The sequence below is a fragment of the Nocardiopsis sp. MG754419 genome (assembly GCF_018207095.1).
GTDB lineage: Bacteria > Actinomycetota > Actinomycetes > Streptosporangiales > Streptosporangiaceae > Nocardiopsis.
On record NZ_QOCZ01000003.1, the window covers coordinates 1 to 24,263 of the forward strand.

Annotated in this window: 2 protein-coding genes; both read right to left on the minus strand. The window is 72.8% G+C overall.

Annotated elements, in window-relative coordinates:
- On the minus strand, positions 1 to 410 hold a 410-nt coding region (locus DSY14_RS01205; RefSeq protein WP_211714521.1), incomplete at its 3' end, for an acyl carrier protein.
- Positions 407 to 24,190, minus strand: coding sequence for an SDR family NAD(P)-dependent oxidoreductase (locus DSY14_RS01210; protein ID WP_211714522.1), 23,784 nt, complete (start codon positions 24,188 to 24,190; stop codon positions 407 to 409). The genes DSY14_RS01210 and DSY14_RS01205, both read right to left, overlap by 4 nt.
- Positions 24,191 to 24,263: the final 73 nt, after the last annotated feature.

Genomic DNA, 24,263 nt, shown 5'->3' on the forward strand with positions numbered 1-24,263 from the left:
TCGCTGAAACGTCGCAGCGTCGGATACTCGAACAGCGTGGTGGGCACCAGGTCCAGACCCAGTTCCTCGTTCACCTGCGCGACCAGTTGGCTGATGATGAGCGAGTCCAGACCGTACTCGGTGAGCTCCACATCCGCTTCGAGGTCGGAGGGGTCGACCTTGAGCAGGGCGCACACGCGGTCGAGCACCACCCCCCGCACGGTCTCCACCAGGTCGGCCGTGCCGTGGACGGGTTCCATGGCCGTGGTGGGCGGCTCCGCCGCTCCCCCGGCCGCCGACGGCTCGGTCGGCTCCCCGTCGGCGCCCCGTGCCCGGAGATCCTGGAGCAGGCCCAGGGCCTCGTCCTGCTCCACGCGCCCCTCCCTGATCAGCCGGTGGAGTTCGTCCAGGGATTCGATGCGGTCACTCATGACAGGCTCCTCTTGAACTCTGCGGCGCTCAGGTCGCCCGCGCCGACGGCTTCGAAGAGCTGCAGCAGGCGGGCCTCGTCGTCGTCCTCCTCCGGTGCCAGCGGCTCACCGACCGTGCGCAGGGTCAGTCCGCGCAGTCGGACGCACACCGTGCCGTCATCGGCGCAGACGTCGACGTCGGTCCGGCGCAGGGCACCGGGGTTGTCGTCGGCGTTGAACCGGACCACGGCCCACGCGGTCCTCGGGATCGCGCTCAGTATCCGGACCTCGGCGACCGTGTAGGGCAGAGCCGCCCCGGTGGTCGTCTCCTGGTCGAGGAACAGTCCGGTGGTCGCCTGCAACGCGGCGTCCAGGACGGACGGGTTGAGCACCACCGTGTCGGGCTGTTCGGCCGCGGCCGGGGTGCGCAGCCGCGCCATCGCCATGCGGGAGCCGGTGTACAGACGCTCCACGCCGCGCAGCGCCGGGCCGTAGCTCATGCCGAACCCGGTGAAGCGGGCGTAGCAGTCGGCGCCGTCCAGCTCGATCCCGTCGCACGCCGCGCGGGCCGCCTCGAGGTCCCACCGTTCGGGCGTCGTGGTGCGCCGACGGAGCTGACCTCGGGCGATCTCCGTCCGCTCGCCGTCGTGCTCGGTGTAGACCGAGTAGTTCATGCCGTCGTCCTCACGGGCGCGCAGGGCCACGTGGACGTCGGTCTCCGTGTCGACCACGAGCGGGCGTCGCCAGGAGGCGAGGCGCACCGACCACTCCGCGGCCTCGCCCCCGGCGGCCAGGACGGCCGCCGCCCGGGCCAACTCCAGGGAGGCCACCGCGGGCAGCACCGGAACGCCGGTCCCCCCGGAGGCCGTGTACCCGGGGCCGGGCCGCCAGTCGGCCACCACGGACATCACGCCGTCCTGCACCCGGTGGTCGGTCAGGAACGGCTCACGACCGGTGAAGCGGACGGTGAACCTGGTCTCCTCCAGGTCGGAGGTGTTGCGGTGCAGCATCGGGTGGAGCGGACGCTGACCGGTGACCGGCGTGGTGGTGTCGACCCAGTAACGGCGCAGACGGAACGGGTAGGTCGGCAGCGGGAGCCGGCGGTGCGCACGCCCCTCGTGGAGCCCGCTCCAGTCCACGTCGGCCCCGCGGACCCACGCCTCCAGCAGCGCGTGGAGGGATTCCGGGGAGGTCGGCTCCGCCTCGGGGGCCGCGGGGGGTTCGGTGTCCCGCGCCACCCGACCGGTGATGACCCGCGCGGCGTCGCCTCGCAGCCAGGAGTCCAGGGCCCCCCGAAGATCGGTGACGTCCCGGGCGAGCACCGCGAGGCGTTCGGCCATCGGCGTGCGTCCGGTCTGGGTCGTGCGGGCGATGTCCGCCAGGTCGGTGTCGCCGAGTTCGCCCCGGTCGAGGGTGTCCACCCAGTGCCGGACGAGTTCCCGCAGCACCTCGGGGTGGGCCGCCGAGAGGACCACCGGCACCGGATCCGTCACCGGATCCCCCGGGGTCGGGCGCGGGACGTACTCCTCCAGCACGACGTGGGCGTTCACGCCGCCGAAGCCGAACGAGCTCACCCCCGCGCGCCGCGGCAGCTCGCGGCCGTCCGCGTCCCGCGGCGCCCGCCAGTCCTGCAACTCCCGGACCAGGTACAGGGGGCTGCCGGTGAGGTCGATGTAGGGGTTGACGGTGTCACAGTGCAGGCTCGGCACCAGCTTCCGGTGCTTCATCTGCAACAGCACCTTGATCACACCGGCCACGCCCGCGGCCAACTCCAGATGTCCGATGTTGGTCTTCACCGAACCGACGCCGACATGAGCCGTCTCGACCTCGGCGCCGACCTCCGCGTACATCTCCGCGAAGGCCTTCTTCAACCCGTTGATCTCCACCGGGTCACCGAGCCTGGTTCCGGTACCGTGCGCCTCGACGTAGCCGACGGTGCGCGGGTCCACACCGGCCTGTGTGTAGGCGTCGCGCAGCAGGGACGCCTGGGCCTTGGGGTTGGGCGCGGTGAGCGAGCTCGCGCGCCCACCGTGGTTCTCCGAGGTCCCACGGATCAGACCGTAGACGTGGTCGCCGTCGCGCTCGGCGTCGGCGAGCCGCTTGAGCACGACCACTCCGACCCCCTCACCCCGGGCGTAACCGTCGGCGCCGTCGGAGAAGGTCTTGCACTTGCCCTCGGGGCTGAGCATCCCCGCCTTGGAGATACTGATGTGCCCGTCGACGCTGACGATCGTGTTGACCCCGGCGGCGATCGCCATGTCCGAGGCCCCCGAGCGCAGCAGGTGCACGGCCCGGTGCATCGCCACCAGGGCGCTGGAGCAGGCGGTGTCCACCGGTTCGCTCGGTCCGTGCAGGTCCAGGAAGAAGCTGGTGCGGTTGGGCCCCATCGCCGGGGACGCCCCGGTGATGTCATAACCCTCGATCGCCGGGCTGTAGCGGGTGACGAGGGTGCTGTACCCGGTGCTGGTGGTGCCGGCGATCAGGGCGGTGTCGGTGCCCGCCACGTCCTCGGCCGCGTAACCGGCGTCCTCCAGCGCCTTCCACGTGTGCAGCATGAGCAGGCGCTGCTGCGGATCCATCAGTTCCGCTTCCTTGGGCGAGAGGTCGAAGAACTTCGGGTCGAAGTCTCCGACACCGTCCATGAACCCGCCCGCGATGACGTTCGAGGCGTTGCGGTCCTTGACCGGGTCCCCGTAGTACGCCCGCCAGTCCCAGCGGTCGGCCGGGACCTGCCGCGTGCAGTCGCGGCCGTCGCGGAGGTGACCCCAGTACTCGTCGAGACCGTCGGCCTGGGGGAAGCGGGCGCTGATACCGACGATGGCGATCGGCTCGCCGCCGGAGGAGGACGGCGCGGCGCCGAGGGACGACTCGGAGGCCTCCGAGGCCTCCGGCTCCCGGCCGGGCACGGTCGTCTCGGCCGTGGGGCGGGGCTCCTGCCGCGGGGCGGCGGCGGCGGCGGAGACACCGTACTCGTCCAACAACAGGTCCGCGATCTCGCCGAGGGTCGGGTGTTCGAAGAACACCGTCGGCACCAACCGCAGCCCGTACAGGGTGTTGAGTTCGTCGGCGAACCCTGTCAGCGACAGCGAGTCGAACCCGTAGCGGGTGAACTCGGCCGCGGCGGTGATCCGCGACGCTGGCACGTCCAGGAGCGTGGAGACGCGGCCGGTCAGTTCGGCCAACAGTGCCCTACGGCGGTCCTCCCTGGACGGGCCGGGGTCCGTCTCCGCGGTGTCCGCGGTCTCCGGTCCGGGTGTGGGGCGTGCCGCCGCCGACCCGGACTCCGGTCGAGAGGGTATGAGGTGGTCCATGGCCTCTTCAAGGGTCGGGTGATGGGTGAAGGTGAACGGGGAGAGGTCCCTGCCGAACTCGGCGCCGACGGCATCGGCGAGGGCGGTCAGGGAGGGGAGGTCGAAGCCGTACTCGGTGAGCTCCACGGCCGGGTCGATCTCCGCGGTCGGAACACCGCACACGGCGGCGGCGTGCTCACGGACCCGCCACAGCAGGGACGCCCGGTCGTGCGCGGACATCGGATCGGGCCGACCCGGATCCGTGCCCGTCGCTTCCGTGGGGTCCGGCGACGGACCGACAGGCCGGACCGGTCGTGACTCCGCGTCCTCCGGTGTCGTGTCCCCCGGTCGGGTCCCGTCCGCCGTGGACAGCAGGGTCGAGGTGACGCGGGCGCGGTCGCCGTAGATCACGGACACACGCGTCTCACCGGTGGCGTAGGCCCGCAGCAGGGCCTCGACGCCGATCCCATCGGGCATCGGCACCATGCCGACGGACCGGTGCATGCGCTCACCGGTGGCGGTGTCCACGCCCATGCCGCCGCTCTCCCACAACGGCCAGGCGATCTCCAGCGTGCGGCCGCTGCGTCGCCCGGCGCGCACCGCCTCCGCGCGGTACTCCGCGTAGTCGCCGAGGAACGCGTGGGCCGCCGCGTAGTCGGCCTGGCCCGGGTTGCCGAGAGCGGACAGCGAGGAGAACGCGAGGAAGCAGTCCAGGTCGAGATCGGCCGTGGCCTCGTCGAGGTGGATCGTGCCGGCGACCTTGGCCGCGAAGACCGCCCTCAGGTCGGCCGCGGTCTTGGTGGCGAGATAACCGTCGCGAAGCGTCCCGGCCGCGTGCACGACACCGTCCAGGCGGCCGTGCCGCTCGACGATCGTGCGCACGGTGTCCTCGACGTCGGCGCGCACGCTCACGTCCAGTACGCGGTACGTCGCCGACGCACCGGCCCGGGTCAGTTCCGCCAACAGCGCGCGATGCTCGTCGGACTCGTCCGACCGGCCGCACAGCACCAGCGTCGCGCCCGGGGCTCGGGAGGCGATATGGCGGGCGAAGACGGCCCCGAGGCCGCCCGCTCCCCCGGTGACGAGATAGACGCCGCCGGACCGCCAGGGCTCCTCCTGCTCCCGGGGATCCGTCGCGACCTCGGTCCGTTCCGGAACGAGTCGGCGTCCCCCCTCGTGGCGGACGAACGCGTCGTCGTGGCTCGCGGCGTCGTAGCGCAGCCAGGTGTCCAACCGCGCGACGTCCGTCCCGGGTTCGACCTCGACCAGCTGGGTCACCAGCTTCGGGTGTTCCATCCGGGCGGTGCGCAGCAGTCCGCTCAGCCCGGAGAACGGCCGCTCGCACACGACCTGCACGAGGACCCGACCGTCGCGTGTGGCCCGGACGGCGCCCTGGATGTGGGCCAGCAGTGCCTCGGCGGCGGCCGTGAACCGCTCGCCGGGTCCGTCGCCCCGGTCCTGGAGCACAGAGCACGGCACGCCGAGCGCCGCGGCCAGCGCGTCGGGGTCCACGCCGGTCACACCGGCGAGCAGCACGTCGTGCCGGACGGGGGTCCCGGGGCGCACGACCGGTTCCGCCTCGCGCAGGCCGTTCCGGGCGAGCACGAGTTCCGGGCCGGCCTCCAGCACCCTGGCGCTGAGGCCGAGCAACCTCACGCACACCGTCCCCTCGTCGTCACAGAGGTCGATGTCGGTGCGCCGTACCCGACCGCCGGGGTCCTGGGACGAGGGCCGGGCCACCGCCCACCCCGTGGCCGGGGCCGGGGCGAAGAACCGGAGTTCCTCCAACACGAACGGCAGCGCCGCGGCGGTCTCGCCGGACGAGAGTCCGAGCGTGGTCTGCACCGCCGCGTCGAGCATCGCCGGGTGCAACCTCCACTCGGCTCCGTCGCGCGCGGCGTCCGGCAGCTCCAGTCGGGCGACGGCGAGGCCGTCACCGACGAAGAGCTCCGCGACACCGCGCATAGCCGGGCCGTAGTGGACGCCCATACGGTCGAAGTCCCGGTAGAGCCGCCGATGGTCGACCGTCCGGTCGCAGGCGGCGCGCAGCGCGGCGAGGTCCCGGGGCTCCGGTCGTTGCGCGGGCGTGGGATCGATCCGGCCGTGCGCGTGCACGCCGACCTCGGAAGCGATCTCATAGCGTGTGCCGTCGTCCTGCCGCACCAGGACGGCCTCCAACGCGGTGCGCTCGTGGACGCGCGCCGGCCGGGACCACACGACATCGCGCAGCCGCGCGCAGTCCCCCAGTGCCAGGGCCGTCTCCAGGTAGGCCACGCCCGGCAGCACGGCCTCGCCCCGCACCCGGTGGTCGTCGAGGAAGAACTCCCGACCGGTCAGCTCCACCCGCCTGCGGTCCTCGGCCACCGGGGTTCCGGACAGCACGGACGGCGACGGTGCCGACCAGTAACGCTCGTGCGCGAAGGCGTAACCGGGCAACGGGGTCACGCCGAACCCGGTGCCGAACAGCGGGACGAAGCGGATCTCGGTTCCGGCGGTGAAGAGCCCGGCCAGTTCCAGCAGGCCGTCCCGGTCCGGGGCACCGGCGACCAGGCCGGCGGCGCGGTCGGCCGCGACCGGATCGGGGCGGTGGTCCACGGACGCGCCGGTGACCACCAGCTCGGGCGCCTCTCCGCTCAGCGCGCGGATCAGTTCGGCGCGGTCGCGCACGACGCACGCGAACCGGTGCGAGCAGTGCCGCCGACCGGTGGCCAGCGTGAACGCGACGTCGCCCAGGTCCGTCTCCGGGTGTGCGCGCAGGTGGTCCAGCAGACGGCGCACCTGGGCCTCTCGGGAACGGTCGTCCTGCCCGGACACCACGATCAGCCACGCCTCCCTGGGCGCGTGCCCTCGGACGGGCGCGGGCGCCTGCTCGAACACGGCGTGCACGTTGGTGCCCGACGCGCCGAACGAGCTCACCGCGGCCCGCCGCGGAGCGGCGAAGGCCGGCCAGTCCCGCAGTTCGGTGTTGACGTAGAACGGGCCGTCGTCCAGCGCGATCGCCGGGTTCGCCGCCTCGAAGTGCAGCGACGGCGGCAGCTGTCCGTGCTCCAGCGCCAGCAGGACCTTGAGCACACTGGCCACGCCGGCCGCGAACTGCGTGTGCCCGATGTTCGTCTTGATCGAGCCCAACGCGGTCGTCCCGACCGGAGCGTCGCCGAAGGCCGTCCGCAACGCCGAGAACTCGATCGGGTCACCGAGCGCGGTCCCCGTGCCGTGCGCCTCGACGAGGCCGATCCCCGCGGGATCGATCCCCGCACGTTCATGGGTCCGCCGTAGCAACCGCGCCTGCGAGCGCGCGCTCGGTGCGGTGAGCCCGTTGGTCGTGCCGTCCTGGTTGGTGCCGGAGGCGCGCAGGACACCGTGGATGTGGTCACCGTCGCGCACCGCGTCGGCCACGCGCTTGAGCACCACGACCCCGGAGCCCTCTCCGGGCACGAAACCGTCCGCGGCGGCGTCGAACGTGTGGCAGCGACCGGTCGGCGAGAGCATGCCCGCGCGGTGCGCCGCCCGGTAGAACGCCGGGCTGGACTGCACGAAGACACCCCCCGCCAACGCCATGTCGGTCTCTCCGTCGCGCAGGTCCCGCGCGGCCTGGTGGATCGCCATCAACGAGCTGGAGCACGCCGTGTCCACCGAGAGGGCGGGGCCCTGGAGATCGAGGAAGTAGCTGATCCGGGAGGCGATGACCGAGGAGATGTTGCCCCACAGCGTCTGCGGCGGCGCGTCCTCACCCAGCAGCTGCTGATAGTCGCTCGGCGCCCCGGCCGCGTAGACCCCGACACCGCGGCCGTCGAGGCGTTCGCCGGCGTAGCCGGCGTCCTCCAGCGCGTGCCAGCATTCCTCCAGGAAGATCCGCTGCTGCGGGTCGGTGCAGGCGGCCTCCTTGCCGGACATCCGGAAGAACCAGGCGTCGAAGCGCGCGATGTCGTCCAGGAGACTGCCCTGCGGCCTCCTCTCCCCGAACGTGTCCGTGAGGTCCCAGCGGGTCACGTCGTCGACCAGGTCGTCGCCGTCGGCGAGGTGGCGCCACAGCGCACCCGCGTCCGGGGAGTCGGCGAAACGCGCCGCCAGACCGACGACGGCGATGGCGTCGTCCTCGCCGGCCCCGCCGGCGGGGTCGGCCGGGTCCGCGGCGGTGGGCGTCACGGGGTCGGTGGATCCGTCCGACGGTTCCTGCGTCCGCACCGGGGTGCGGTCGGTTCCCGTGGCGGCCTCAGTGACCGGTTCCGGACCGGCCGCATCCGTCGTGGCCGGGAGCACCTGCTCGCCGTACTCCTCCAGCAGGTGCGCGGTGATCCGGCGCAGGGTGCTGTGCTCGAACAGCGCCGTGTTCGCCAGCTCCACGCCCAAGGCCGTGTTGAGGGCCCCCACCAGACGCACGCTGAGGACGGAGTCGACGCCGAAGTCGGAGAACGAGGCCTCCGGGTCGATCTCGTCGGGTTCGATCATCAGGACCCGGGACAGCTCGTCGAGGACGCGCTCCTCCAGCCCGGCGCGCGAGGTGGCGTCGTCCACGGCCCGGTGGGCGGAGGGCGGGGCGACCGAGCCCGAATCGGTACTGGTCGCCGACCGCGGCTCACCCGACACGGGCGTCCGCGCCACGGGGGCGTCCGGGGTCGGGGCGGAGGCGCCCCAGCGGGGTCGTCCGGTGGGCCAGTACCTCTTGCGCTGGAAGGGAGTGGCCGGCAACGGCACCCGGCGCACGTCCCTTCCGGCGAACAACGGGGCGAAGTCCACGTTCTCCCCCGCCAGGTAGCGGGCCGCGATCCCGCCCGGCTCCGTGCCGTGGGCGGGCCACTCCTCCAGGCGCCGCACCAGTTCCTCGTGCGAGGAGGCCGTGACCACCGCGCGGTGGGCGTAGTGCTCCCGACCCACCGCGAGGGTGTGGCTCACGTCGGCGAGGGCGATCTCGGGTGTGCGCCGCAGGTGTTCGGCCAGGTCCGTGACGCGCTGTCGGAGGGCTTCGGGCCCTCGCGCGGACAACGGGAACACGTGCTCGGCCTCGGCGGTGTCGGGCCGGGTGCGGGCCGGTGGCCCCTCGACCACGAGGTGCGCGTTGGTCCCGCTGAACCCGAAGGCGCTCACCGCGGCGACCCTGCCACCGAGGTGGTTCGGTCGCCACTCGGCCAGACGCGTGTTCACCGTGAACGGGCTGCCCTCCAGGCGGATCGCCGGGTTCAACCGGTGGAAGTGCAACGACGGGGGGATCTGCTCGTGACGCAGGGACAGCACGGCCTTGAGCAGTCCCGCCACCCCGGCGGCGGAGGTGGTGTGCCCGAGGTTGGTCTTGATCGACCCCAACGCGCAGGATCCGGGCGGGCCCGCCTGCCCGAAGGCGGCGACGAGCGCCTGGCACTCGATCGGGTCGCCGAGCCGGGTGCCGGTTCCGTGCGCCTCGACCATGCCGATCTCGGCCGGGTCGATGTCGAAGTCCTCGTGGACCTGACGGATCAGGCGCTCCTGGGAGAGGGCGCTCGGGGCGGTGATGCCGTTGCTGGCGCCGTCCTGGTTGACCGCGCTGCCGCGGATGACCGCGTGCACGTGGTCCCCGTCGGCGATCGCGTCGGAGAGCCGCTTGAGCACCACGACGCCCACGCCCTCGCCGGGGACGAAACCGTCGGCGTCCGCGTCGAACGTGCGGCAGCGGCCGGTCGGCGACAGCATGCCGCCGCGGTCGGCCGCCAGGTGGGTCTCGGGGGTGGTCTGTACGCTCACCCCTCCCGCCAGGGCCAGCTCGGTCTCACCGCTCCTCAGGCTCTGGCAGGCCAGGTGCACCGCGACCAGCGAGCTGGAGCAGGCGGTGTCCACGGAGACCGCCGGCCCCTGGAGGTCGAGGTGGTAGGCGATGCGCGCGGGCACGACCGAGGGCGCGTTGCCCCAGGCGGCCTGGGCGGGCGGCGGCCCGTCGAACCAACGGTCGTAGTCGCCCCCGGTGCAACCGACGTACACGCCGCAGCGGCTTCCGCTCAGCGACGGCCCGGCGTGACCGGCGTTCTCCAACGCGCTCCAGGCCTGCTCCAGGAAGAGGCGCTGTTGCGGGTCGGTGTAGGTGGCCTCCAGCCCGGTGAGGTTGAACAGGCGGGCGTCGAACTCGTCGATGCCGTCGAGGAAGCTCCCGGAACGGCAGGACAGCTCGTCCTCACCGACCTCGGACAGGTCCCAGCGTTCGATCGGCCCGACCATGTCGTCACCGTCGGCCAGGTGGCGCCACAACGCGTCGAGGTCCGGCGAACCGGCGAAGCGGCCGCTCATCCCGATGATCGCGATCGGCTCGTCGCCGCCGCCGTCGCGCACCGGAGCGGACCCGGCCCCCGCCGCCGGCACGGGGTCCGATGCCCCGGCACCGGGTGCGGCCCCGCTCGACGGTTCCGCGGCGCGCGGCGCGCGGGCGCCGTGCGCGGCGACCAGGTGCTCGGCGAGCCGTCGGACGCTGCGGTGGTCGAAGATCACCGTGGTGAGCACGTCCACGCCGAGCACTGTGTTGAGGCGCTGCACGAACGACGCGCCCACGATGGAGTCGAGCCCGTAGTCGGCGAAGGCCTGTTCCGGATCGATGCGTCGGGGCGAGACGCGCAAGGCCGCGGCGAGCTCGGTCAGCACCACGTCCGCGACCGACGCCGCGGGGACCTCGTCCACGGTCTCCTCACGGACCGTGTCCACGGGGGCCTCCTCGGCCGGTACCCGCGGACCGCGCGCCAGGCCGTCACTGTGACCGGTCACGATCTGCTGCCCCAGCGCGAGGGCGTCGGCGGCCGGCTCCGTGATGTGGGTGAAGCCCTCCTGGCGGAGCACCCGCCGCCAGCTTCGTGGCGACAACGCGGGCGAGCCGGGCACACGTAGTTCGGGGTCGTCGTGGAGCCACCAGCCGTCCAGAAGACCGAAGGTGAGGTGGTTGATCAGGTAGAACCCGGTGATCTCGTTGAGGGCCAGCAGTCCTCCGCCCCCCAGCAGGGCCTTCGCCCCGCGCAGGGTCGGCCGGATGTTCTCCGTCGCGTGCAGCACGTTCGCCGCGATGACCACGTCGAAGGACCCCACGTCGAGCCCCTGGTCCTGCGGCGCCCGTGCGGCGTCGAAGACCCGGTAGGACAGGTACGGTCGCCGCTGCCCGAAGGTGTCCTGTGCGTTCTGGAGGAAGGCCTGGGACAGGTCGGTGAAGCAGTACTCCGCGACGTCGAGGCCCACTCTCTCCAACCGCTCCAGTACCGGCACGGTGGTACCGCCGGTACCCGCACCGATCTCCAGCACGCGCAGGGCGGCGTCGGGTGCGGCCTCGCGACGGGCGCGCAGGAAGGCGGTGACCTGTTCGGCGAGCACGGCGTTGAAGTGCTCGGCGACCCGGTTGGCGCGGTAGACGCCCTCGACACGCTCGAACGAGCCGTTCGGGAAGAGCACGTCGGTCGCCGTCACGCGTCCGCCGATCACCTCGCCGAGGACCGGCAGGGTGTGCCCGAGTAGGCGCAGCGGCTCGGTCAGGTCCGGGTCGGCCTCCTGCACGCGGGCCACCTGGTCGGCCCAGGCCGCGCGCAGGGGTTCGGGGTCGGCCGGGACGTCCGGACTCCACCGTCCGTTCTCGACGAGTCCGTGCTCGGTCAGTACCCGGAACGTGGTCGCGTGCCACTCCGTGAGGTGGGCCTCGGGTGCCTGGCCGGGGTCGATCCCGGCGGCGCGCAACTCGGCCGCCAGACGCCTGCACAGGAACGCCTCGACCTCGGCCGGGAGCGTGCCCTCGTGCACGGCGGCGAGCTCGGCGGGCACCGGGACCTCGACGGCGTTCACCGGAGCGGCCACGAGCTCCGCCCGCGGTTCCAGGACCTCCTCGGTGAGTGTGCCCTCGACCGGCAGGGGGCGACCGAGTCGCATGAACCCGACCTGGTCCAAAGGCCCGGCCAAGAGCCGTCGGATCGCGCCCATCGCGCCCGCCGGATCGATCGGGGCCAGACCCATCTCCGTGACGGCCTGGAGCAGGTCGTCGGGCACGTTGCCCCAATAGCCCCAGTTGACGACCTTCACCGGGATGTCGAGTTCGGCCGCCAGTTGCGCCGCACGGGCGTCCTCGAACGCGCAGGCCGCGGAATAGTGCGCCTGGTCGGCGTTGCGGATGAAGCTCACCAGCGACGACACCAACAGGATGAACCCGGGGGTGCTCCGGGCGAAGACGTCGGCGAAGTGCACGCAGGGATCGACCTTCGCGCCGAGCGTCGCCTCCACCTCCGTCTCGGTCATCTCCGCGAGGGGCGTGTGGCTGAAGACCATCGCGAGGTGGAAGACCCCGTCGATACGGCCGTGCCGACGGATCGTCTCGTCGCGCATCGCGGCGAGCGCGTCGGCGTCCGAGGCGTCGGCCGAGAGGTAGGCGGGAACGCGACCCGCGTCCGCGCACCCCGCCGCCTTCGCCCGGATGTGCTCGTCCTCGGGGCGACGACCGACCCACACCACGTGGGCGCCGACCTCGCGGATCAGGTACTCGGTGAGCATGACCCCGAGGTCCCCCGCACCGCCGATGAGGACGTAGACGCCGTCACGGCGCAGCACGGGCTCCGGCTCCGGAGTGGGCGCGACGGGGATCAGCCGCCGTCGCAGGTACTGCCCGCCGCGGCGCGCGAACGGGTGGACCCGGCGATCGGCGGGCAACGCGAAGAGCTCCCTCGGGACGAACGGTTCGCCGTCCGCGAGGTCGACGGCGCGCAGGCGCCAGTGCGGCTGTTCCTTGGCCAGGCCACCGATCAGACCGTGGAGTGAGGCCTGGACCGGGTCGACCGGCTCGTCCGGGTCCGGGGCGAAGGCACCGGAGGTCACCAACGTGATCCCCCACCGCTGTTCGCCGCCGCCGAGGGTGGTCAGCGCACGCAGCACGCGGAACATCCGGAGTGTGACCTCCCGCTGCGCGGCGATGCGGTCCGCCGCGCTCTCGGGCCAGTCACCGGGGAAGCGCAGGACCACGTGGTCGAACGGCGCGAGCGCGGCGAGTTCCTCACGGACCCGCTCGACCGAGGCGGCGTCCGTGCGCAGTTCCCGCGTGTTCGCGTGGCTCTCCCGCGTCGCGGCGAGCATCGCGTCGTCCAGCCCGATCGCCACGACACGGGCGTCCTCGGCCGGGAACGGGCGACCGCGCAACAGCTGCGCGGGCTCCCACACCGGGTGCAGTGTCACGTCGCCGGCCGGGATCTCGTGGGACGCGGCGGCCCGCGGCCCTCCGTCCCGAGGGGCCGGGCCGGACCGCTGCGGGGCGGCGTCACCGGGGCGCCGGTCCACGGTCACGACGGCGGGCGGGGTCTGCTCCGGGGTCCGGCGCGCCGCCGTCGAGGAGACGGCGGTCCCCGGTGTCGAGGTCGCACCGTCGTGGCCCACCACGGGGTCGGGGACCTCGTCGAGGAGGTCGGTGTACCAGTAGCGCTCACGGGCGAACGGGTACGTGGGAAGGGCGATCCGGCGCGGCCGGGGCCCGTCCTCGTGCGCCCGCGCCCAGTCGACGGTCGCGCCGCTCGTCCAGGCTTCGGCCACACCGGAGAGCTTGCCGCGTCGGAGCCACAGGACCAGCGTGTCCTGGAGGTCCGCGTCGGTGACGAAGGACCCCGCCGTGCTGCTCGTCACGGTGCCGCGGGAGGCGCCCGCGGGCAGGGCGCGCCCCTCCGCACACGCGTCCAGTGCCTCGATCGACGCGGCCAGGTCCCCGACGACCACAGCGAAACGTTCCCGCATCGGTTCCCGACCGACCTGGAGCGTGTGGGCGATGTCGGCCAGGTCGGCGTCGGAGAGGTCCCCGCCGCGCAGGTGGTCCCGCAACCGGGCCGCGTGTGCGCGCAGGCGGTCGGTGTCCAGGGCCGAAAGGACCAGGAGGAACGGTCCCTCCGGTCGGGCTGTGGCTTCCGGCTCGGTGTGCTCCTCGACCAGCAGGTGGGCGTTGGAACCGCCCGCTCCGAAGGCCGACAACGCGCCGACCCGGGGGCGACCGTCGACCCGGGGCCAGTCGCGGCCCTCGCGGTCGAGCACGAACGGCGTGTGCGCCCAGTCGATCTCCGGGTTGGACCGTTCGGCGTGCAACGACGGCACCACCCGCCCGTGGCGGATCTGGAGCAGCAGCTTGCTGAGGCCGGCGATGCCGGCGGCGGACTCCAGGTGGCCGAGGTTGGACTTGGCCGAACCGATCCCGCAGAATTCGCGCTCCTCGGTGAACGCTCCGAAGGCCTGGGTCAGGCCGGCGATCTCGATCGGGTCGCCGAGGGGGGTTCCGGTGCCGTGGGCCTCGACGTATCCGATGCGTCGGGGGTCCACGTCGGACCTGCGCCAGGCGGCGCGGATCACCGAGGCCTGGGCCTGCGGATGGGGCACGGTGAAGCCGTGGGTGCGTCCGCCGTGGTTGAGCGCGGTACCGCGGATCACTCCGAGGACGCGGTCCCCGTCGGCGAGGGCGTCGGACAGGGGTCGCAAGAGCACGGCGCCCACACCCTCGCCCGGCACGTACCCGTCTCCGTCCGCGCCGAAGCTGCGGCAGCGACCGTCGCTGGAGGCGAACCCGCTCTCCCCGATCATGAGGTACTTGCCCGGGTGCAGCGAGAGGTTCACGCCACCGGCCAGGGCCGCCCCGCACTCACCACGCTCGATCGCCGCGCAGGCGTGGTGGATCGCGGTCAGCGAGGACGCGCACATCGTGTCCACGGTGAGGCTCGGTCCCGTCGCGTCGAAGAAGTACGACACCTGATTGGCGATCGACGCGAGGCTTCCGGGAACGACGACGGGCCGACCGAGCGCGGTGCTCTCCGCGCCGTAGAGCTGGTACTCGGAGTACATCGCGCCCACGTACACCCCGATGTCGCCGGCGTCCTCGCCGACGCGGGCGCCGGCGGCCGACTTCAGTCCGTCACGGGTGTAGCCGGCGTCCTCCAACGTGGCGTGCGCGGTCTGGAGGAACAGCCGTTCCTGCGGGTCCATCTTGGACGCCGCGGCCGGCGAGATGCCGAAGAACAGCGGATCGAACTCGTCGACGCCGTCCAGGAACCCGCCCCACTTGCTGTAGGTCCGGCCCTTCACGCCGCGTCGCGGGTGGTAGAAGCGGTCGTGGTCCCAGCGGTCGGTGGGGATCTCGGTGACGCAGTCGCGCCCCCGGACCAGGTTGTCCCAGAACGCGTCGAGGTCGCGGGCGCCGGGGTAACGTCCGGCCATGCCGACGATCGCGATGGCCATGCCACCGTCGTCGGTCCGGGCCGCCGTGGACGGGTCCACGGCGTTCTCCGGCGCGCTCACGATGGGTTCCGCGCTCGGTCCGGTGCGCTCGGGCGCGGGCCGCCGCGGTTCCGCGACCGGGCCCACCACCGCGGCCAGGGTCTCCGGCTCGGTGTCCAGGAAGTGGCGCACGAGACCGGTGATGTCGCGCACTTGGAAGAACAGCGTGCCGCCCACGTTGTCGAACACCCGCCGCACGGCGTCGGTCAGCTGCACGACCAGGATCGAGTCGATGCCGTAGCGGTCGAACGACACGTCCGCCCGCACCTCGGCGACGGGCAGTTGCAGCACCTCGGCGACCATGGCGCGGAAGTAGTCACAGGCCGCGTCGAACAGACGTTCACCGCCGTCGGCGGTCGGGCCGTCGGTTCGCGGTGCCGCCGTGGGAGCGGGAGCGGTCTCCGCCGCGGACGTCTGGGTCGCGTCGGCCTCGGGCAGTGACCCTCGGAGCTTCGACGTCCCGTCCGGCCGCGGCTGTCGCACCACGCCGTCGCTCTCCGCGACGAACACCTGTTGGCCCAGGTCCTCGGCGCCCTCGGCGACGGCGAACCCGGAGCGGAACCCGACCTCCGACAGCGCCCGCAGCCAGTTCTGCGAGGTCAGACCGGGAGAACCGGCGATCCGCAGCGCGGGGTCGTCGTACAACCACCAGCCGTCGAGCAGGCCGAAGGTGAGGTGGCTGAACACGATGTTGTCGCTGAGCTCGTTGAGCAGCAGGAGGGCGTGCGGTTTCGCCGCGGCCTTCGCGTTGCGCAGCGTGCGACGGATGTTGCGGGTGGCGTGCAGGACGTTCGTGGCCACCACGACGTCGAACGAGCCGGGTTCGAGGTCCTGTTCGGCCAACGGCTTCTCGGCGTTGAACAGGCGCCCGTCGAGATACGGCGCGATGTCGGAGTACTCCCGACGTGCGTGGAGCAGGAAGGCCTTGGAGATGTCGGTGTAGGCGTAGGTCTCGATGTGCTCGGCCCACGGGGCCAGCCGCCGGAACAGCACCGCGCTGGTGCCTCCGGTCCCGGCACCGATCTCCAGGATGCGCAGGCGTGCGGCGGGGTCCTCGGTGAGACGCCGCCGCACGTGGTCGACCAACGTGTCCGCCAGGACCTCGTTGAAGTGGTCCGCGACCGGGTTGTTCTTGTAGACGCTCTCCACCAGGGCGGTCGAGGAGTTCGGGAACATCACGTCGGTGGCGGGGCGGTGGCCGGTGAGGATGTCCGGCAGGGCGCGCAGCGTCGTGTCGACCAGGTGCGCCTGGGCCTTCTTGGCCTCCTGGGCGTCCCACCTCGACCGTGCGCGTTCCCACTCCAGCCAGGCCTCCTCCAACGGAACCGGAGCGGTGTCCACGCTGCGGTAGTGACCGTCCTCCGCGACGAGGTGGCCGCCGTCGGCGAGCACCGACAGGGTGTGCTCCATCCAGCGTTGGTAGCGGTCCTCGATGGAGCACACGGCGCGCCACTCCCGGGCCGTGGCGGAGCGGGCGTCGGCGAACAACCCCATCGACCGCAGCAGCGCCCAGGTGATCCGCAGCAGTGCGTCGTGCATGGAGGCCGCGTGGCCGTCGGCCACGGAACGCACCCGAGCGATCTCCTCGGCACGGTCCGGCCGCTCCGCCCACAGGGAGGCGATGAGGGACGGCGCGGTCACGGGCGGGTGCGTCAGGGCGTCCTCGCCGTAGATCCCGTCGATACTGCTCGCGTCCGTCGCCTTGAGCACGGCCAGCTGCCGGTACGGCGAGGCGAGCAGCGCGTCGAAGGCGGCCATGCCCTCGTCGGAACCGATCGAGCCGATCCCCAGCCGGGCCATGCGTTGCCGGTACCCGTCCGCGGTGACGACCCCGACCCCGGCCCAGTACCCCCAGTTCACGACCTTGACCGGGCAGTCCAGTCGGGAGTCCAGCAGTTCGGCGAAGGCGTCGGCGTAGGTGCAACCGGCGGCGTAGTTGGCCTGGCCCGGCGCCTTGAAGAAGGCCTGCATGGAGGAGAAGAAGCCGACGAAGTCCAGCGGCTGTCCCGCGAACACGTCGCCGATGTTCCGGGCGATCGCGGCCTTGGCCGTGTAGGTGGTCCGGAACCCCTCTTCGCTCATGCGGGCGAGCGTCCGGTCCCCGAGAACGATCGCAGTGTGCAGCACGCCCCGGATCGGCCCATGGTCACGGACGATCTCGTCGCGGGCGCGACGCAGCGCCTCGGGGTCGGTCGCGTCGGCCTGCACGTAACCCGGTCGCGGACCGGTGATGGAGTCCTGCTTGGCGGCGATGTCGGCGTCGTGCGGGCGGCGCCCGATCCAGACGACGCGGGCGTCGTGCCGGCGTGCGACGTGCTCGGTCCACACGGTGCCGATCCCACCAGCACCGCCGATGGCGACGAGCACCCCGCGCGGACGGGGCGGCGCGGCCACGGTACCGGGGTCGGGCACCTCCAGCAGGCGCTGGCGGTACCACTCACCGCGCCGCAGACCGAGGGTCTCACCGCGCGGGTCGGCCGGCAGCGCCAACAGCTCCCGCCAGGGCACCGGGCCGTCGATGTCGGCGCCCCGCACCGACCAGTGCGGGTACTCCTTCGCGACGGTGCCGATGAGACCGTGCGCACCGGCGTGCGCGGGGACGCAGGTCTCGTCTCCGGGGAGCATCCGCCCGCGACGGGTGACCACGGTCAGGGACAGTTCCCGGGCGTCCGCGCCGGTGGCGAGCAACGTCTTGACCAGAGCGAACAGCCCGAACAGGGCGTCGTCGGTGTGCGCGTGGGGGGCGACCCAGACGACGTGGTCGACGTCCTCCCCGACCTGGTCGGTGTGGTCCTGGAACCGGGTGCCGGGGTGCAGTCGACGGAGCTCGGTGCGCTCGTCCTCCGATCCGCCGATCACGAGGAGGCGGCCGGTCTCCGGGGCGGGGCGCGGGTCGGGGTCGGTCGGAAGCGCGTCCCAGACCGGCGCGAGCAGCGCGGTGCCGGGAGCGCCCGCCGTGTCGTCGGATCCGTCGGTGGCGCGAGCGCTTCGGGAGGTGTAGCCGCGCAGGCTCACGCTCGGCCTCCCCTGCTCGTCGTAGAGGTCGATGTCGACCCTGGCCGCCTCCGAGTCCGGCCGATACCCCTCGGACCAGCGAAGATGCGCCCACATCCGTGAGGTCGTCGGCCTGAGCACGTCGACGCGGTCGAGCGCGAACGGCAGTGCGGGGGCGTCCGCGGAGTCGTCGAGTCCACCGTTCTCGTCGCCGTACAGGCCGACGACGGCCTGGATGGCGCTGTCCACCATGGCCGGGTGCAACGCGTGATCATCGGTCCCGGTCCCCTCGGGGAGCACCAGTCCCGCCAGGACCTCGCCGTCCCCCACGTCCAGGGTGTCGATGGCCCGGAGCCGGTGACCGTGGCGGATGCCGACGGCCTCCAGGGACGTGTGCACCTGCCGGCGGGTGAGACGGCGCCGTGTGCAGCGGTTCCGCACCGTCTCCAGGGCCTCGGCGTCCACCGGTGCGACGGCCTCGACCCTGCCCTGGGCGTGGAGTTCGTCGCCGTCGCGCAGCACACGGAACTCCGCTCCCGCCCGCACGACGGTCAGCTCGGCGCCGTCCTCCCCCACCGGGAACGGTGCCGGCCAGACCACGTCGCGCAGACCGAGGGGCGTGAAGTCCGGGCCGGCCGTCCGCCGGGCGAACTCCAGCGAGAGCACGGCGGGCAACACGGCGCGGCCACCGACATGGTGGTCGGCGAGGAAGTACTCCTCCCCACTGAGCTGGATCCGCAGAGCGGTCTCCTGCCCACCAGGGTTCGCCACGGAGGCGGTGTCCGCGGCACCGGGGACGACCGCCGCCGCGGGACGCCGCGTGGCCGGATCGGTGTGGACCCAGTAGCGCTGCCGCTCGAACGGGTAGGTCGGCAGCGGCACCTGGAAGCGGACCTCGTGCGGGAAACCGTCGGCGAACTCGGTGACCTCGCCGTGCACGTAGGCGCGGGCCAGCGTGTCCGGGCCCGACGGACGGCGGTCGGACGGGCTCGGGTCGGCGACGGTCGCGCCCTCCAGCACCGACGGGTCGGAGCCCCCGTCCAGCCAGGAACGCAGGTGGGCGGAGAGCTCTCGCAGGTCGGAGGCGACCACGGCCAGCCGATACGGGAAGTGGGAGCGGCCGGCCGCGAGGCTGTACGCGACGGCTCCCGCCGACGCCTCGGGTTCCCGGTCGAGGTGGGCCGACAGCCGCGTGACGACCTCGCGGCGTGCCTGCGGGGTGCGTCCGGAGAGCAGGAACGCGTAGGGGCCGCCCGGGTCGGCGACGCGTGCGCGCGTGTGCTCCTCCACCACCACGTGCGCGTTGGTGCCGCTCGCCCCGAAGGAGCTCACCGCCGCACGGCGCGGGCCGTGGGCGGGCGTCTCCCAGGCGACCGGCGAGGTCGGCACGGTGAAGGGACCGCCCTCCAACGCCACCCGCGGGTTGGCCCGCTCGAAGTGCAGGGACGGCGGGATGCGCCGGTGCCGCAACGCCAACAGCGACTTGATGACGCCGGCGATCCCGGCCGCGAACTGGGTGTGCCCGATGTTGGTCTTGATCGACCCCAGGAAGGCCGAGCCCTGCGGTGCGCCCTCGAACGCGCGGGTCAGGGCGCGGAACTCGATCGGGTCGCCCAGTGGCGTGCCGGTGCCGTGCGCCTCCAGCAGTTGGATGCCCCCCGGCTCGATGCCGCCCTCGGCGTACACCTCCTTGAGCAGGCGTTCCTGGGAGACGGCGCTCGGTGCCGTGAGTCCGTTGGTCGTGCCGTCCTGATTGATCCCGGAGGCGCGCACCACACCGTAGACGTGGTCCCCGTCCCGTTCGGCGTCGGCGAGCCGCTTGAGCAGCACCGCTCCGGCGCCCTCCCCGGGCACGAAGCCGTCAGCGCTCTCGTCGAAGCTGGAGCATCGGCCGGAGGAGGACAGCATCCCGGCCCGGCTCGCCGACCGGTACAGCCGCGGGGTGGCCTGGACGAACACTCCCCCGGCGATCGCCATGTCGGCGGCTCCGGAGCGCAGGTCGCGGCAGGCCAGGTGGAGCGAGACCAGCGAGCTGGAGCACGAGGTGTCGGTGGCCAGGGCGGGACCCCGGAGGTCGAGCTGGTAGGCGATCCGGGAGGCCACGATGGAGCCCATGGCGCCCCACAGGGCCTGGGCGGGCGCGTCGGCGTCGTGCAGGTCGTGGTAGTCCCCGGCGTAGCACCCGACGTACACGCCGCAGTTCCGGTCGCGCAGCCGTTCACCGGTGTACCCGGCGTCCTCCAGTGCGTTCCAGCACTGCTCCAGGAAGACGCGCTGCTGCGGGTCCATGTACGTGGCCTCGACACCGGAGATCCCGAAGAAGACCGGGTCGAACCGGTCGATGTCGCGGATGAAGCTGCCCGAGCGGCAGTCCACGTCGGGGGCGAGCTCCCACCGTGTCACGGGTTCGACCAGGTCGTGGCCGGCCACGAGGTGGTCCCACAGTGCCTGGGGGTCCTCGGCGTCGGAGTAGCGGGCCGCCATTCCGACCACGGCGATGGCGTCGTCCTCGGCGTCGGGTGTCTTCGCGGAGGTGGCCGCCGTGGACGGTGCCGCCGGTGCCGCCGGTGCCGGTACGTGCAGCGTGTCGCCGTAGGTCCGGCTGATGAACGTCCGCAGGCGGTCGATGGTGCCGTGGTCGAAGAGGTCCGTGGTCTCCAGGGCGGTGCCCAGCGCGGCGTTGACGGTGTGCACCAGGTTGACGCCGAGGATCGAGTCCAGGCCGTAGTCCGCGAAGGGTCGGCGGCGCTCGATCTCGGCCGCCGGCATCTGGAGGGCCTCCCCCAGGGCCTCGAACAGGAGCCGCTCGACCTCGTCCGGGCCGATCGTGGTCGTGGCCGCCGGAGCGGCGGGGACCTCGGGGACGTCGGTGGCCTCGGCGCCGAACGGGTCGAACCAGAAACGCCGGCCCGCGAACGGGTAGCCGGGCAGGTGCACCCGCGGGCGGGGGCCCTCGTCGGTGCGCAGGCGTTCCCAGTCCAGGGGCATGCCCTTGGCCCAGAACGCGGCGAGCTCGTGCAGTTCTCCCTGCGCGGCCCACCGGTCCACCAGCGCGCGCAGCTCCTCCTTCTCCTCCAGCGCGGCCAGGGCCTCGCGGGTGGCCCTGACCCGCCCACGGTGCCAGGGGGCCTCGTCGTCGGGGGAGGCGAGGAAGCGGTGGAGCTGTTCGCGCCACTCGGCGGGGGTGGAGGCGATGAAGCACAGGCGTTCGTCCATCGCCTCACGCCCCTCCTGCAGGGTGGCGGCGACGGCCGGCAGGTCGATGTCCGTGGCGGCGCCGAGCCAGGCGGCCATCCGATCGACCCGCGCGTGGAGGTCGTGCGAGGTGCGGGCGGACAGCGGCAGCAGCAACGGACGCTCGGTGGGCGCGGGCACGGCGCTCCCGCCGCCCTCGTACTCGGCGAGGATCACGTGGGCGTTGGCACCGCCCGCGCCGAAGGAGGAGACGCCGGCCCGGCGCGGCCCGCCATCGGACGGCCGCGTCCAGGAGGCGCCCGACGTCCGCAACGCGAACGGACCGGCCTCGAAGTCGATGTCGGGGTTGGGCCGCTCCGCGTGCAGGGTGGGCGCGAACTCTCCGTGCTGGAGCTGCAGCACCACCTTGGTCAGACCCGCGATACCGGCGGCGGCCTCCAGATGGCCGATGTTCGACTTGACCGACCCGAGCGAGCAACGGTCGTGCCGGCGGGTGCCCGCATCCGGTCCGAAGACCTGGGTCAACCCGTCGATCTCGATGGGGTCCCCGAGCCGGGTCCCCGTGCCATGGGCCTCGATGTAGCCGATGTCGTCGGGTGCGAGACCCGCGTGGTCCAGGGCCTGACGGACGAGTGCGGCCTGCGCGCGGGGGTTGGGCACCGTGTACCCGTTACCGCGTCCGCCGTGGTTGATGGCGGAACCGAGGATCACCGCGCGAATGGGGTCGCCGTCGGCCTCGGCCCGTGACAGCGGCTTCAGCAGCACCGTGCCGACACCCTCGCCGGGCACGAAACCGTCCCCGCCCTCGCCGAAGCTGCGGCAGTGCTCGCCGCCGGAGAGCATGCGGGAGCGGCACAGCTCGACGTAGGTCGAGGGATGGAGGTACAGGTTCACGCCGCCGGCGATGGCCAGCTCGCACGCACCGCTGCGCAGGTGCTCGCACGCCACGTGCAGGGCGGTCAGCGAGGCCGAGCACATGGTGTCGATCGGCATGCTCGGACCGCGCAGGTCCAGCAGGTACGACACCCGGTTGGCCAGCGACGCGAAGGACGTACGCGGGGAGGCGGGAACACCCGTCGTCCGTTGCGGTCGGTGCCGGTCGAACCCGGTCTTGGTGATCCCGGCGAAGACGCCGACCCGGGAGTCGTGCTGTTCGGCGATCCGCCGACGCGTGTAACCGGCGTCCTCCAGGACCGACCACGCGCTCTCGATGAAGAGCCGTTCCTGGGGGTCCATGTCCGCGGCCTCGCGCGGTGCGATGCCGAAGAACTCGGCGTCGAAGTCGGCGAAACCGTCCAGGAAGGCGCCCCACTTGCTGTAGCTGGCCCCCTCCAGCGCGGCGCGCTGCGCGTCCGGTTCCCAGAAGCCGTCCAGCGACCACCGTTCGGCGGGGATCTCCCCGACGCTCTCGCGGCCCGCGCGCAGGTTCTCCCAGAAGTGCTCGACCGTGGGGGCGCCCGGGTAACGTCCGGTCAGCCCGATGATGGCGATGGGCTCGTCCGCGCTCTCCGACTCCGGGCGCGGGCGCGTCGTCGTCACCGCGTGGTCGCCCCGGTCGACGGCGGGGCGCGCCGGTGCGCCGGTGTCGGCCGTCTCGCTCGCCAGCCAGGACCGGCAGCCCTCCGGATGCCGCTCCGCGAGGTGTCCGGCCACGTCGTTCAGGGTCGGGTACTGGTAGAACAGGGTCTTCGGCAGGGCACCGAACCACTGGGCGAACCGCTGGTTGAGGCGTGTCACCGCCAACGAGTCGATCCCGAAGCCGTCGAGCGGGGCGGCCGCGTCGAGCCGGTCGGCGTCGAGCCTGACCGTGTCGGCGACCAACGTCTTGAGCCGGGGCAGGACCCGTGCGCGCAGTTCGTCGGTCCGCATCGCTTCCTCGTGCACGTGCTCTCCTCCGGTGCCGGTCCCCGCGGACCGGTCGTCCTCCTCGTCCCTGACCAGGACCTGGGGCGCGCCCAGCGCGAGCGCGTCGTGCAGGGCCCTCAGGGCGGTGTCCGTGTCCAGGGGCCGACCGAAACGCTCGGTGAGTGCGGGCAGTTCCTCGTCCGGAACGCTCATTCCGCCGTCCCGCCACAGCGGCCACCCGATGGCGACGCTCCGCCCCCGGCGTCGCCCCGCCGCGCACAGAGCGGCGCGGCGGGTCAGGTAGGCGTCGAGGAATCCGTTGGCGGCCGCGTAGTCGGCCTGTCCGGCGTTGCCCAGGGCCCCCGAACCGGACGAGAAGGCGACCAGGAAATCCAGGGGCAGGTCGCGGGCGGCGCGGTCCAGGTTCACCAGTCCGGCGGTCTTGGGCGCGAGGACCCGCTGCGCGTCCTGGTGGGACTTGCGGATGACGTAGTCGTCGCCGACCAGACCGGCGGCGTGCACGATCCCGTCGAGCCTGCCGTGCTCGGCGACGATCGAGGTGACCAGGTCCGCCACGGCCGCGGCGTCGGTGACGTCCACCCGGCGGTACTCGGTCCGCGTCCCGCTCCCGGGGTCGGACTCCGAACGTCCGCACAGGACGACGCGCGCTTCGGGGGCGTGCCGCAGGATGTCGGCGTGGAGGAGTCGGCCCAGACCGCCAGCCCCGCCACTGATGAGGTAGACCCCGTCGGACCTCCACCTGTGCGGGGCCGCGTCTTCGGGGGCCGGTTCCCACTCCCGTACCTGGCGCCTCGTTCCGTCGTAGCGCAGGTGGTCCGCGTCCTGCTCGGACTCCGCCCGCAGCACCTCGGCGAGTTCGGTGTCCGCGGGCGGATCGGTGAACTCGATGAGCTGGCCGCGCACGGCCGGGTTCTCCTGGGTCGCCGTGCGCAGCATGCCGAGCAGACCCGCGTAGCCGTGTCGGGTCGCCTCCCGGCAGACGACCTGGACACGGCAGGGGGCGCCGTCCGGTCGGTTCAGCAGCCGCTGGAGCTCCCCGAGCAGCCGGGTGGCCGCGTGCTCGTAGGCCGCCGCGGGCCCGTCGTCCCGGCTCTCCACCTCCGCCACGGAGACACCGGGCGAGAGGCGGCGCAGCCGGGCCGCGTCCATGCCGTCGATGTCACAGAGCACGACCAGTCGCCGGTCCTGGATCGGCGTCGTCGTCCGTCGTGCCGGCTCATCGCGCCATACGGGCACACGAAGGATGTTTCGACTCACTTTTTGCGGTCCGTTCGGGGTCACGGGGCGGAGGGCCCCCGGGTCCAGGGCA